Origin of the sequence: Micromonospora sp. NPDC007271, from assembly GCF_040634005.1 — a bacterium.
GTDB lineage: Bacteria > Actinomycetota > Actinomycetes > Mycobacteriales > Micromonosporaceae > Micromonospora.
This window is the reverse complement of sequence record NZ_JBEYER010000009.1, coordinates 85,066-97,212: the sequence shown is the minus strand read 5'-3', so window position 1 is coordinate 97,212 and position 12,147 is coordinate 85,066. Positions and strand designations below refer to the sequence as shown.

13 protein-coding genes and 1 pseudogene are annotated in these 12,147 nt (G+C 71.1%); 7 read left to right on the top strand and 7 right to left on the bottom strand.

Annotated features, from left to right (window positions below; genetic code table 11):
• Window positions 1–342: 342 nt before the first annotated feature.
• Together ABZ570_RS05765 and ABZ570_RS05760 are read right to left on the bottom strand one after the other, a co-directional pair.
• Window positions 343–1,065 (bottom strand): DinB family protein, encoded by a 723-nt coding sequence (locus ABZ570_RS05765; RefSeq protein ID WP_358057340.1) that lies wholly within the window; start codon window positions 1,063–1,065, stop codon window positions 343–345.
• A gap of 235 nt (window positions 1,066–1,300) precedes the next feature.
• Window positions 1,301–1,879 carry a hypothetical protein gene (locus ABZ570_RS05760; RefSeq protein ID WP_358057337.1) on the bottom strand — a complete coding sequence of 193 codons (579 nt, stop codon included), beginning with the start codon at window positions 1,877–1,879 and terminating at the stop codon, window positions 1,301–1,303.
• 1,080 nt (window positions 1,880–2,959) lie between these two features.
• Here ABZ570_RS05760 and ABZ570_RS05755 point away from each other — a divergent pair.
• On the top strand, window positions 2,960–3,517 hold the full coding sequence (locus tag ABZ570_RS05755; RefSeq protein ID WP_189047685.1) for a dihydrofolate reductase family protein: 558 nt from the start codon (window positions 2,960–2,962) through the stop codon (window positions 3,515–3,517).
• A 474-nt stretch (window positions 3,518–3,991) separates the two neighbouring features.
• Here the strand turns inward: ABZ570_RS05755 and ABZ570_RS05750 are convergent, their stop codons facing one another.
• Together ABZ570_RS05750 and ABZ570_RS05745 are read right to left on the bottom strand one after the other, a co-directional pair.
• A complete protein-coding gene (locus ABZ570_RS05750; RefSeq protein WP_358057333.1) occupies window positions 3,992–4,525 on the bottom strand; it encodes a hypothetical protein in 534 nt (177 codons plus the stop codon).
• Window positions 4,522–4,872, bottom strand: coding sequence for a YciI family protein (locus ABZ570_RS05745; RefSeq protein ID WP_358057330.1), 351 nt, complete (start codon window positions 4,870–4,872; stop codon window positions 4,522–4,524). The genes ABZ570_RS05750 and ABZ570_RS05745 overlap by 4 nt, the downstream gene beginning before the upstream one ends.
• Before the next feature lie 284 nt (window positions 4,873–5,156).
• Here ABZ570_RS05745 and ABZ570_RS05740 point away from each other — a divergent pair, with 284 nt between their 5' ends.
• Window positions 5,157–5,903: a lysozyme gene (locus ABZ570_RS05740; protein WP_358057327.1), complete on the top strand. Its 747-nt coding sequence runs from the start codon at window positions 5,157–5,159 to the stop codon at window positions 5,901–5,903.
• A gap of 119 nt (window positions 5,904–6,022) precedes the next feature.
• Window positions 6,023–6,697: a peptidoglycan recognition family protein gene (locus ABZ570_RS05735; protein ID WP_358057324.1), complete on the top strand. Its 675-nt coding sequence runs from the start codon at window positions 6,023–6,025 to the stop codon at window positions 6,695–6,697.
• A gap of 16 nt (window positions 6,698–6,713) precedes the next feature.
• On the opposite strand, the pseudogene ABZ570_RS05730 reads toward ABZ570_RS05735, so the two are convergent.
• A pseudogene (locus ABZ570_RS05730) lies at window positions 6,714–6,827 on the bottom strand (ADP-ribosylation/crystallin J1); the annotation flags it as partial.
• A gap of 121 nt (window positions 6,828–6,948) precedes the next feature.
• Here ABZ570_RS05730 and ABZ570_RS05725 point away from each other — a divergent pair.
• From ABZ570_RS05725 to ABZ570_RS05710, 4 genes are all read left to right on the top strand, one after another.
• Entirely contained in the window at window positions 6,949–7,509 is a 561-nt protein-coding gene (locus ABZ570_RS05725) for an NADAR family protein (RefSeq protein ID WP_358057321.1), read from the top strand.
• Window positions 7,506–8,156: a hypothetical protein gene (locus ABZ570_RS05720; protein WP_358057318.1), complete on the top strand. Its 651-nt coding sequence runs from the start codon at window positions 7,506–7,508 to the stop codon at window positions 8,154–8,156. Before ABZ570_RS05725 ends, ABZ570_RS05720 begins: the two co-directional genes overlap by 4 nt.
• 34 nt (window positions 8,157–8,190) lie before the next feature.
• Window positions 8,191–8,706, top strand: coding sequence for an NUDIX domain-containing protein (locus ABZ570_RS05715; protein WP_358057315.1), 516 nt, complete (start codon window positions 8,191–8,193; stop codon window positions 8,704–8,706).
• Window positions 8,707–8,795: 89 nt separating this feature from the next.
• Window positions 8,796–10,118, top strand: a complete 1,323-nt coding sequence (locus ABZ570_RS05710; protein ID WP_358057312.1) for a sulfite oxidase — start codon at window positions 8,796–8,798, stop codon at window positions 10,116–10,118.
• Between the two features lie 91 nt (window positions 10,119–10,209).
• Here ABZ570_RS05710 and ABZ570_RS05705 read toward each other — a convergent pair whose 3' ends face one another.
• Window positions 10,210–10,749, bottom strand: coding sequence for an RNA 2'-phosphotransferase (locus tag ABZ570_RS05705; protein ID WP_358057309.1), 540 nt, complete (start codon window positions 10,747–10,749; stop codon window positions 10,210–10,212).
• A 57-nt stretch (window positions 10,750–10,806) separates the two neighbouring features.
• A complete protein-coding gene (locus ABZ570_RS05700; protein WP_358057306.1) occupies window positions 10,807–11,856 on the bottom strand; it encodes an aldo/keto reductase in 1,050 nt (349 codons plus the stop codon).
• Window positions 11,857–12,147 lie beyond the last annotated feature (291 nt).

Genomic DNA, 12,147 nt, shown 5'->3' with positions numbered 1-12,147 from the left:
CGGATCGTGTCCGATCGGAACCCGGATGGAATGCTCGACGGTAGCCCGGCCGAAGGCCGACCTGCCCGGTTGTTCAGCATCGGCTGACGCATGCAGGACGTACGCTCATGCCGCGATACGCGCTACGCAGCGTCACGCCGAGCTGGCCCGGTGGCCTTCCGGACCTGTCGAGATCCGTGCGCCAATCCGCCCATGACATCGGGCGAGCGCCTTTGACCGTCGCCGAGCCGCGGGGCTGATGAGCCGCGGACTCGACGCCTCCGAACCGTTAGACCCATCGCAACACGCGGGCCACGCGCCGTTCGGGCCGGGATCTTGGCGGGAGATCCCTCATCACCGCGCCTACGGAGCCCCCCGACGCGACAGCTTGTCCAGGTCGCGCACGCAGAAACCGTGGTGTTGCCATTCCTCGTTGAGCACAGTGCCGAGGCATTGCCGCACGCGCCGGCCCTTGGCATACGGGGGCCATCTGTCGTCGTCCGGCACCGGCGCGGGCTTTGCGAGCTGCTCGGGTGTGACCTCGGCCAGCCACGCCTCAATCTCCGACGCCTGCCGATCGCGCACGGTTAGCACTTCGTCGAGACCCGGCCGGGCGGACCTGTCCAGCCCCAGCCCCTCCTGATCCGGCACGAACGGAGATGCCAGTCCCATCGCCGTGAACGGCTCGGTCAGCCCGAGTACGCAGCGCCGAAACCACGAGTCGTGCACGAAGACGAGATGACGCAGAGTCTCGACCATCGACCACTCGCCGTCGACGCCGAGATCCTCGCTGCCCTCAGCCATCGACCCGGCTCGCTCGGTAGTCGTCGCCCACGCCTTCCGCAGCTGTCGCCAGGCCTCGCGCAGGTCGGCCGGTTCATCGGAACGGATCAGCAGCCGCACCGGGTGCCGGCGGTCGAGCTCCGCCTCGACGTACGACATCACCTCCACGCCGTTGACCACCAGGTTGGTGACCAAACCACCGATCTCAACGTCCTGCATGACCACACCGACCAGCCGCGCCCTACTCAGGTCGCACTCGCGGAACTCCGCGCCCGTGAGGTCTTCGTCGTTGAAGCGTCGCATGCGGACAGACTAGGCCGCACCGCACGCACACAGACGAATAGGATCGCCCGGCGGCGCAACCCGACGCAGCATGTGCCACAACCACGCGCGGGAACCGCGATCTTGGGGTATAAGAACTAATTTGACAGCCCCGATCTTGACCGCGCCGGGCTCAAACGCTCGCTCATGCCGCAGACAATGCGCGCTACGCAGTGCCGCCACAATCCGATCGAGCCCGCCCTCGGTCGTGCCGATGTCAGCGCGCATTCGACACCTCGATGATGGTGGCCGTTCCTACCGTGGGCCGGCCCTCGTGCATGGTGATCGTCATGCCCGGCTGCAGGTGCCTCCAGAGGGCTGGGGACAGCGGGCCAAGGCGGACCGACCCGGTGGCGCCTGATGGCAACGCCGGCGCCGACTCCACCCAGATGCGTGCCACGAGCAGATCGGGGTCGCCCGCGGCCGTGCGCCTGCCGACATCCCACAGCGGTCGGAGGATGCCCTTGCCCGGGATCGGCGTTCGCCGGCCCCCTTCGGCGGGCGACAGGAGTCGCACCTCGGCGCGGACGATCCCGTGGATGCTCTCCCACCGACCCCAGCGGCACCACGCGGCGGCATCAGAGAGCCACATCAGCTCGGCGCTGTCGATCAGCAGATCCCACCAAGCGGTCGGCGGTCGCCAACCCGTGTCGAGGTCCACAAGGAGGTCGAGCGCGACCTCCCACTCGTCGTGCTCGAGGTACTCGCGGACGTCCACCACCATCACGCCAGCCTCGTTGGCGACATCAGCCGGGACCATGGCCGCAGCCCGGTCGAGCAGATCGGCAACATCCACCTGCGGATTATTCAACGTCGCCGCAGCATCAGCGCAACGGTTCTCACCGGTGCTCGGATCTGCCGCAGAGTGCTCGTTACGTTCAGCGACCGTCCTCCGGGCTGCCTACTCAATCGTTTGGCGGGGCCGGCAGCTTGCAGCCAGGCTCCGAAGTCTCCCGCTGGTCATGCTCAAACTCGTACGCGCATTCACCGCACATGCCGTCGACGTCATTGCCGAACCCGTGCTCCATCCACAAGTGGCCGCAGGCGGGGCAACCACCCAGTGAACGGAGTTTCCGAGCCGCCTCAGCCCGTTTCCGCCAACGCTGCAACAGGTTCGCCACGCCTCGATGATGCCTCGCTTGCCGCTCGCTCCGCGAAGGACTATCCGCCCATGGTGCTGCCGGGCACGCTCGGCGGTGCCAGCGGCACGGGACAGCCGGCGTTCCGCTGGCGGCCGGGCCGCCTGATACGGCGCACTGGCATGCCGCCCTGCGTGCGCGCTGGCTCGTCACAGTCGGTGATCGGCGCTCCGCACCGATCTGCCGCTGAGTGTGCGCGGAACTGCCGAAGAGCGGATGCTGCGATTACTGGTGGCGGACCTGAGACGACCTTTGGATGGAGCAGGAAGAGTTCTGGTGCCTCGTCGAGAGCATGGGCACCCGCAGGCTGGGGCGTGGTTCTGAGCGCGAGTTGCGGTCCTGAATGGGCGCGAGTTTGGGTCTCGGCGTCTTCCGGCGGGTTTCGCTGGGCGTGAGTTTGGGACCCGCCCTGGTCGTGGGTGCTTGGCCTTATCGCCACGGGGTCGTGAGGAATGCTTCAGGTTCGTGTCAAGCAACCCGCGCGCCATCGACCTCGACTGCTTCGAGCACTCGCCAAGCGGGGACTGGCAGACGGACCGTCCGGTGGTGCTCGCCGACGGGCAAGACCCACCTGGCGCGTCGCATCGTCGCCGAGGTCGAGCTGGCGACGTCCGCGAGCCAGCGCAGGCTCGTCCAGACCGACGACTTCAACGAGACGAGGCGCGTGTATCTCGAGCTCGCTGACACTACGCCCGCACAGGCCGCGACGCCGTGTCAAGGCGCTAGACTCGCCGGCTATGGGTCTCCTCACCTTCAGCCTCAACCTCACCCTGGACGGTTGCGTCGACCACCAGGAGGGGATCGCCGACGATGAGACGCACGCCCGTTTCACCCGTCTTTTGGACGAGTGCGGGGCAATGCTGTGGGGTCGCGTCACCTACGAGATGATGGAGAGCTACTGGCCAGCCGTCGCGCGCGGCGACCAGGAGGCGCCGCCGGCCATGCGCGAGTGGGCGGTCAAGCTGGAGGCCAAACCCAAGTACGTGGTGTCGTCGACGCGTAACGACTTCCCGTGGACCAACAGCCACCACATCGCCGACGATCTGCGCGAGAGCGTGCAGAAGCTCAAGGACGCGACCCCGGCCGGGGTCCTCCTCGGAAGCGGCAAGCTCGCGACCGAGCTCGACCGGCTAGACCTGATCGACGAGTACCAGCTGCTCGTCCATCCCAGGATCGCCGGCCACGGTCCGACGCTGTACCAGGGCGGACTGCCCGGCACACGCCGGCTCGAGCTGCTCTCGGCGGAGCCGCTCCGCAACGGCGCGGTGGCCATGCACTACCGCCGCGCGCGCTGAATCACAGAGGTCCATCGCCGCCAGCTCACCGGCAGCACGGTGTCCTCTCGCGCTCGCCGCGCAGCGCCGAACGACTCCTCGCAAGGCGAGGACGTCTTCGAAGAGCCGGCCGAGGGCTCCGTGGATGTCACCAGCGGCGCAGGGGATCATGGCCCGTCCTGCGCTCACTCGCCGGCGCCTTCAGGGCGGGACCCAAATGCCGCATATTGATCATGAAGAAACTCTTCGCCCTGGGCCCAGAAGAGACGGCTATCTGGGCCCCGTTTCCACGACCAAAGCCAGGGGCGGATCGGGGGAGGCGGGTCGGCCCCCACTATGGATGCGCCTGGTCGGCTACGCCCTCAGGCCGTTCTTCCGCGGCCGGCCGGGGCCCGACGCCGACGAATCCTGAGCTGCTACGACGGCGGACGACTCGTCCAGATTTGGCCATCGCCGTCACCACGCCACCGGCCATCGCTTATTGAAGGCATCCGCTCATGCCGCGATCCGCGCGTGCAGGCCGTCACTCGGTTCATCGCAATCCCAGAACACAATCACGCAGGGTGACTGACCGATGGTGGTGCTCACCGTGCAGTGAAGGCCGCTGGCCCCGCCCGGACGCTCGGCCGTTCCCGCTGGCCAATTCCATGTGTGACCTAGACAGCCGAAGGCCCGGGCGATCTCGGCGGTGCTCAGGCCGCCGAGCAGCCGCAGGGTCAGCGCGACCCGGGCGGCGACGTTCAGCGCCGGGTGGCAGCGGGTGAAGATCAGGCAGAGCCGGTCGTCGCGCACGGGGCCTTCCTCGATGGGCGCGTCGGGGGCGTAGAGGAGGGCGGCCCGGGTGTGCCGGTCGGCCCGGGACGCCTCGCGGCGCAGCCGGTCGACCGCCCACCGCTCGACGGCGGTGGCGAAGGCGTCCTGGACCGCGTCCTCGGCGAGGTCGATATCGCCGAGGACGCGGACCAGCACGGCGACCGCGCGGCCGTACTGCGCGCGGAAGATCCGTTCGACTTCGATCGGGTCGGTCATGCCTCGCCATGGAACGGGCGGACCTCGATCGGCAGGGTGGTCGCCAGGGCGTAGCGGCGGCCCCACTCCAGGGCGGCGTCCAGGTCGGGCGCGGTGATGACGGTGATGCCGCCCAGGTACTCCTTGCCCTCGACGTAGGGCCCGTCGGTGACCAGCACCTCGTCCCCCTTGGGGCGCAGCACGGTCGCGGTCTCCGGCGCGTGCAGGCCGTTGCCGAAGACCCAGGATCCGGACTCCCTCAGCTCGCGGCCGATGGCGTCGACCTTGCGCATCACCTCGGCGAGAAACTCCGGTTCGGGCGTTCCCGCGCCGGCCGGCTGGTAGATGCTGACCAGGTACTGCTTCACGGCGTCCTCCTCGCGTCTCGGGGTTGGCCCGCTGCCGTCCCCTTCACCTCCATACGAACGGGCCGGGCAGATATCGACACGCCGACCACAAGGCGTTCTGCCGGATTCGCTCCGCGTTCGGACGGCCGGCCGGGCCTCCACGGCGACGGGCACGGCGACGGACTCGATGGCAAGTTGAACGATGATCTTCCATGTATCTATTGAAATTTGTCTCCAACTTATGACCTAATATTGGCAGTTCCTTTCGCCCCCGCCGCACTGCGGCGAACCCCCAGGGAGGAAAGATGAAGCGTCACCTGCGATCGGCGTTGCGTACCGCCGGCGCCGCACTGCTCACCGCGGTCGCCGTGGCCGCCTCGACCCTGGTCGGCACAGCGCCCGCCAGCGCCGCGCCGGCCGGGCTGCCCGGCATGGACGTCTCCAGCTGGCAGGGCAACGTGAACTGGTCCGCCGCCTGGAACAACGGTGCCCGGTTCGCGTACGTGAAGGCCACCGAGGGCACCGGCTACACCAACCCGTACTTCGCCCAGCAGTACAACGGCTCGTACAACGTCGGCATGATCCGGGGCTCGTACCACTTCGCCCGGCCGGACGTCTCCAGCGGCGCCACCCAGGCCAACTACTTCGTCGACCACGGCGGCGGCTGGTCCAAGGACGGCAAGACCCTGCCGGGCGCGCTGGACATCGAGTACAACCCGTACGGCGCGACCTGCTACGGGCTGAGCCAGGCCTCCATGCGCAGCTGGATCGCCTCGTTCGTCAACCAGTACTACGCCCGCACGGGCCGCTGGGCGACCATCTACACCACCACCGACTGGTGGACCACCTGCACCGGCAACACCTCGCAGTTCGCCGCGAACAACCCGCTCTGGATCGCCCGCTACTCCAGCAGCGTGGGCACCCTGCCGGCCGGCTGGGGAACGTACTCGTTCTGGCAGTGGGCCGACTCCGGCGTCTTCCCGGGTGACCAGAACGTCTGGAACGGCACCCTGGACCGGCTCAAGGTGCTGGCCTGCAACGGACCCTGCTGATCCCGCTCCGGTGGCGGGCGACCCTTTCAGCCACTCCGGCTCGGCGCGTCTGACACCACGCCGCGACCCGGAAGCAGCCGCCCGCCACCGGCGGCGTCCGTATCCCTGAGGAGGCCCCGATGTCCGTCCCCGTCCCCCGTCGGGCCGTGCTGCGCGGTGCGGTCCTGCTCGGCGCCGCAGCCGGCGCCACGGCGTTCACCCAGCTCGGCGACGACCGCGGCGCGCGGGCCGTCGCCACCCGGGTCGACCAGCCGGTCATCGCCAACTGCGCGACCTGGGGTGCCCGCCCGCCCTCGTCCAACGTGAGCGTGGTGCAGAGCCGGCCCAACAAGATCATCATCCATCACACGGCGTTCCCGAACACCACCGACTACAGCCTGGCGCAGGCCTACCGGAACTCCCGCGACATCCAGAACCTGCACATGGACAGCAACGGCTGGCTGGACTCCGGGCAGCACTTCACCAACAGCCGCGGCGGCTACCTGACCGAGGGCCGGCACGGCAGCCTGTACGCGCTGCTGCACGGGCAGACCATGGTGCAGGGCGCGCACTGCGTCGGGCAGAACAGCCAGGCCATCGGCATCGAGAACGACGGCACCTACCTCGACGTACAGCCGCCGAAGGCGCTCTGGGACAGCCTGGTGTGGTTCTGCGCGTTCACCTGCCAGCAGTACGGCATCCCGTCCAGCGAGATCTACGGGCACAAGGACTTCAACAACACCCAGTGCCCCGGTCTCCTCCACGACCGCCTCCCCGAACTACGCACCGCCGTAGCCACCCGTCTCAACACCTAACCCCACCCCACCCCGCCGGGTAGAAGATCGGCTGGTCCGGCAGCCGGGGCGGCCACTCGCGCCACCCCGACGCCTCGACCAGGGCCAACTCCTCCGGCCCGGTCGGCCGCCACAGCGTGATGGTCTCCATGGTCTCCTCCTCCCCCGTCCAGTCGGCGCAGGCTATCGCCGGCGGCGCCCGCCGGGCGAGCGGTTTCGAGCAGGCGAAACGCTGAGGCGCGTTGTCGGTGCGGTCGGGCACACTGTCGATCATGTCGCCCCGATCCGTCGCCGAACTCGTCGCCACCGTCCGGTCCGGACGACCGGTGAAGTACCTGCACTTCTGGGGTCACCGGCCGCAGTGCGACGGCAGCGTCGGCACCGGCTGCCTGAGCCAGTGGTGGCCGGCGCCGTTCATCGTGGACGGCCGGACGTACGCCACCGCCGAGCACTGGATGATGTGGCAGGAGGCAACGTTGTTCGGCGACGCGGAGATCGCCGAGCGCGTTCTCGCCAGCGCGCACCCGCACCGGGCCAAGGCGCTCGGCCGGCAGGTGCGCGGCTTCGAGGAGGCGACCTGGGTGGCGCGGCGCTACGAGATCGTGGTGGCCGGCAGCGTGGCCAAGTTCGGCCAGCACGAGGAGCTTCGGCGGTTCCTGCTCGGCACCGGGGAGCGGGTGCTCGTCGAGGCGAGCCCGGTGGACCGGATCTGGGGCATCGGCCTGGCCGCCGACGACCCGCGCGCCGCGGATCCGACCCGGTGGCGGGGCGCGAACCTGCTCGGCTTCGCCCTGATGGACGCCCGTGCCGCGCTGCGCGAGGCCCGGCCGTGACCGCCGCGCGCCCACGTTCGGGGGACGAGATCCGGGCGTACCTGCGCACCCAGGTCAACCACGCGGTCCGCCGCACTGGAGCGTACGGCGGCGAGCGGGCGCTCGACGTGCTCTTCCCCGCGCTCGCCCACGCCGAGGGCGTCGAGGACGAGTGGGCGGCCGAGCGGCAGTTGTGGCGGGCCCAGGGCTGGTGGGCCAGCACCGGGATACGCGGGGCCATCGACCTCCTGCTGCCGGACAGCCGGATCCGGGCCGACGACGCGGTCGCATCGGTCTACGCCGGCTACGCGTACCGGGCCGGCTGGCTGGCCCCGGACCGGCTGCTCACCCCCGCCGAGTACGCCGACCTGCGGGCGGCCCTGCCGCAGTGGGTCGCCGAGGACCGCCGGGTATCCGACGTGCACCGCCGCTTCGGGCCGCCGTCACTCCTGCTCGGCGGCGGGAACCCCCGCTATCCGCAGACCTACCTCTACGCGACGGACCGGTTCCGGCCGCTGCTCTGCCTGCACCTGTGGAACGACTTCAACGAGCCGCTGGGCGACGAGCCGGTGCTACTCGTGGCCCGGCAAGGCGGGCAGCCGTTCGGGGAGTCGTTCTGGTTCACGCCGGAGGGGCGACGCCGCTGCCCGGTCGCGGCCGAAGCCTGACGGCTCGCGGGCGGGGCGGGTAACGTGCTGCGGCGTGACCGTCACACCGTACTCGCACTGCTCGTACTGCGGCGCGGCCTACCCGGCGGGGGCCGGCTGGCCGCGCTTCTGCGCGACCTGCGGCCAGACCGTGTGGCGGAACCCGCTGCCGGTCGCCGTGGCGGTGCTGCCGGTGAGGATCCCGAGCGGCCGCGGTGTGATGGTGGTCCGCCGGGACATCGAACCGGCCCGCGGGCAGCTCGCGCTGCCCGGCGGCTTCATCGAGTACGGCGAGGAGTGGAACGAGGCGTTGGTCCGGGAGCTGCGCGAGGAGACCGGCCTGCTGGCCGAGGCCCGGGAGGCACGGCTGTTCGCGGTGCACGGGGCGCCGGCCGGCGGCACCATGATGGTCTTCGGCGTGCTGCCCGAGCGGGCCATCGGGGACCTGCCGCCCTCGGTGCCGACCGAGGAGGCCACCGAGTGGCTGGTCGTCACCGAGCCGGTCGAGCTGGCCTTCTCCACCCACACCCGGGTACTCGCCGACTTCCTCGCCGAGCAGTGGCAGTCCTGACCCACGTCGGCGCCGCCGACCTCGGCCGACTTCGCGAAATGTCCTATTGATTGAATGGGAATGCAGCGTCGCCGAGCCGGAGGTCAATCGTGTCCCGTTCCCCGTCCCGCGAGGAAGCCGACCACGACGACCGCCGGGCCCGGCAGTGGCTCGCCGGGCAGGCCACGGGTGCCGGCGTCGCCCGCGACGAGCTGCTCGAGCTGGGGTCGGCCATGGCCGCCCTCACCGCCGCCGCCGCGGAACGGGAGCCGGTCGCGGTGGCCCCGGCACCGGTGGGCGTCGACCCGGGAACGCCGGACCCGAACCGGTCGGCGAGCTCGGTAAGCGCGTCGCCGATCGCGAAGCCGCTGCCGCCGGACCTGCTGCGCCCGCTGGACACCAACGCCGAGATGCGCTGGGAGGCGATGGCCGGCCAGGGGTACGTCGTGCCGAACGACCGCTTCTTCGTCCGCAACCACACGGTGACCCCCCGGCTGGACGCCGACGCCTGGCGGCTGCGCCTGTTCGGCACCGGCCTGCACGGCGCCCCGAGCCGGGACGCACCGGTCGAGTTCAGCCTCGACGACCTGCGGCGGCTGCCCGCCGAGGAGAGCACCGCGCTGGTCGAGTGCGCCGGTAACGCCCGCCAGTTCTTCGCCAGCCAGCAGGACCATCCCGCCCCGGGCGTGGCCTGGGGCCTCGGCGGGGTCGGCGTCGCACGCTGGCGGGGCGTCCGGCTGGGCACCGTGCTCCGCCTCGCCGGGCTGCGGGAATGCGCGGTCGACGTGATGCCGGAGGGGCTGGACCCGGAGTACGTGACCGGCGGGGTCAACCTGGGCCGGGTACGCCGGCCGCTGCCGATCGCCAAGGCCCTCGACGACGTGCTGCTGGCGTACGAGATGAACGGCGAGCCGCTCCCCGCCGACCACGGCTTCCCGGTCCGCCTCGTGGTGCCCGGCTGGATCGGCATCTCCTCGATCAAGTGGGTGGGCCCGGTCGAGGTCTCCGCCACCCCGCTGTTCTCCCCGTGGAACACGCAGTTCTACCGGATGTTCGGCCCGGGTCACCCGGCCGACGGCGGGGTCCTGGCGTCCCAGTCGGTGAAGAGCGCGTTCGAGCTCGCCTGGGACGCCCGTGTGCCGGCCGGCGGGGAGGTGCTGCTGCGCGGCCGGTCCTGGTCCGGAGCCGGGCCGATCGACCGGGTCGAGGTGTGCACCGGCGACGGCTGGCGCCCGGCGGAACTGGTCGCGGCCGACCGGGGCGGCCCCTGGCAGCGCTGGACGGTCGTCTGGCGGCCCCCGGCGCCCGGCCCGTGGACGCTGCGCGCCCGCGCCACCGACGTCACCGGGGCGGGCCAGCCCGACCATGCCGACCACAACGACCTCGGCTACCTGTTCGACGGCGTCGTCCGCCACCCGGTCACCGCGGCCTGACGGGCGGCCGACCGCGGCTTGATCATGAGGTTGTCACCCTCGACCGTGGCGTGTCGCGACAGGCAACCTCATGATCGACCCGGGCGGTGGCTCAGGTGGTGAGGTAGGCGGCGGGGACGACGTCGGTGAGCCAGACGCCGTTGGCGCTGCGGTAGAAGACGTAGCCGTGGTCGGCCATCGCCGCGGCGTCGACGGTCAACACCACCACCTCGCCGCCCCGGCGCGCTCCGACCCGGCGGGCGGTCTCCACGTCCGGCGACAGGTGTACGTGGTGCCGGCGGCCCCGGCGCAGCCCCTCGACGCGGATCGCGGGCAGAACCGTCTCGCTCGTGCCGTGGTAGAGCCGGTCCGGCGGTGGGGTCGGCGTCAGGCCGAGGTCGACCGGGACGGAATGGCCCTGGTTGGCCCGGATCCGGTCGACGCCGTCGGGTCCGCGTTCGAGGGCGAAACGCTGCTTGTCGTTGCCGGCGACCACGGCGTCGAGGTCACCGCGGCTGATCCGCAGCGCGGCGAGCAGGTCCGCGACCGGCACCCACCCGGCCCGGTCGAGCGTGAGGCCGAACCGGTCCGGGCGGTGCCGCAGGGCCAGGGACATCCGCTTGCTCACCCGGACCAGGTCTCGATGATCCACACCGTCAGTGTGGCGCACGCCGGCCCACCGGTCGACGGATATCAGCGGGTGGCACCGTCAGGCGGCGGCGCGCTCCGCGATGGGGCGGCGCCGGCGGGCCGGGTCGGTGAGGGCGGGCGGCGACCAGGCCCCGTCCGGCTGGTAGAGGTTGACGCCGGGCGGGACGATCTCGTCGATCCGGTCGAGCACGGCGTCGTCGAGGGTGAGCGAGGCGCCCTTGAGCAGCCCCTCCAGCTGCGCCATGGTGCGCGGGCCGATGATCGCCGAGGTGACCGCCGGGTGCGCGACGGTGAACGCGACGGCCAGCTCCGGCAGGGTGCAGCCGATCTCCTCGGCGAGCGCGGCCAGTTCCTCGACGGCGGCGTACTTGGCGGCGTTGCCGGGCAGCGCCGGGTCGAACCGGGCCGGGGTGAGTGCCGGTCGGCCGGCGGTGAGGTCCACGGACCGCCCCTGCCGGTACCGGCCGGACAGGAACCCGGAGGCCAGCGGGCTCCACACCAGGACGCCCATCCCGTAGCGCTGGCAGACCGGGAGCACCGAGGTCTCGACCCCGCGAGCCAGGATCGAGTACGGCGGCTGCTCGGTGCGGAACCGGCCGAGCGCCCGCCGCTCGGCGACGTGGTGCGCCTCGACGATCTCCTCGGCCGGGAAGGTGGAGCAGCCGAAGGCGCGGATCTTGCCGGCCCGGACCAGGTCGGTGAGGACCCCGAGGGTCTCCTCGACGTCGGTGCTGTGGTCGGGTCGGTGCACCTGGTAGAGGTCGATCCAGTCGGTGCCCAGGCGGCGCAGGCTCTCCTCCACCTCCCGGACGATCCAGCGCCGCGAGTTGCCGCCCCGGTTGGGCCCCTCCCCCATCGGGAAGTGCACCTTGGTCGCGAGGACCACGTCGTCCCGCCGGCCCCGCAGCGCCTTGCCGACGATGATCTCCGACTCGCCCGCGGAGTACATGTCGGCGGTGTCCACGAAGTTGACGCCCTGATCGAGGGCGGCGTGCACGATGCGGGCGCAGTCGTCGTGGTCGGGGTTGCCGACCGCACCGAACATCATCGTGCCGAGACAGTGGACGCTCACCTGGATGCCGGTGCCGCCGAGTACGCGGTAGCGCACGAGTTGCTCCCTTCACGGTGGCCCACCGCGCCGGTCGGGCGGCGGGCGGTGCGGCAACCGTAGGAGTTCGAGTGCACTCGAGGTCAAACCGGTGGGCGCTCGGCCGGCGACCTCCCCGGCGTCGAACAGGTGTGCCAACCATGGGTCGGGGCGGCCGGCCGGGCTCCCGGCGTCCAGGGGGTGGGCGATGTCGGGTCGCGTCGCGCCGGCCGCCTCCGGGTGGCAGGCTGGTGGGGTCGCCGGCAGCGGGGCGACGACGGCCCGCTGGCAGACCTCGTCGTAAGGAGAGAT

Excerpts from the sequence above, each read along its gene's own strand:
- ABZ570_RS05765 (WP_358057340.1), bottom strand. The coding sequence starts at position 1,065 with ATGCGACGCTTCAACGACGAAGACCTCACGGGCGCGGAGTTCCGCGAG.
- ABZ570_RS05755 (WP_189047685.1), top strand. The coding sequence starts at position 2,960 with ATGGGTCTCCTCACCTTCAGCCTCAACCTCACCCTGGACGGTTGCGTC.
- ABZ570_RS05750 (WP_358057333.1), bottom strand. The coding sequence starts at position 4,525 with ATGACCGACCCGATCGAAGTCGAACGGATCTTCCGCGCGCAGTACGGC.
- ABZ570_RS05740 (WP_358057327.1), top strand. The coding sequence starts at position 5,157 with ATGAAGCGTCACCTGCGATCGGCGTTGCGTACCGCCGGCGCCGCACTG.
- ABZ570_RS05735 (WP_358057324.1), top strand. The coding sequence starts at position 6,023 with ATGTCCGTCCCCGTCCCCCGTCGGGCCGTGCTGCGCGGTGCGGTCCTG.
- ABZ570_RS05725 (WP_358057321.1), top strand. The coding sequence starts at position 6,949 with ATGTCGCCCCGATCCGTCGCCGAACTCGTCGCCACCGTCCGGTCCGGA.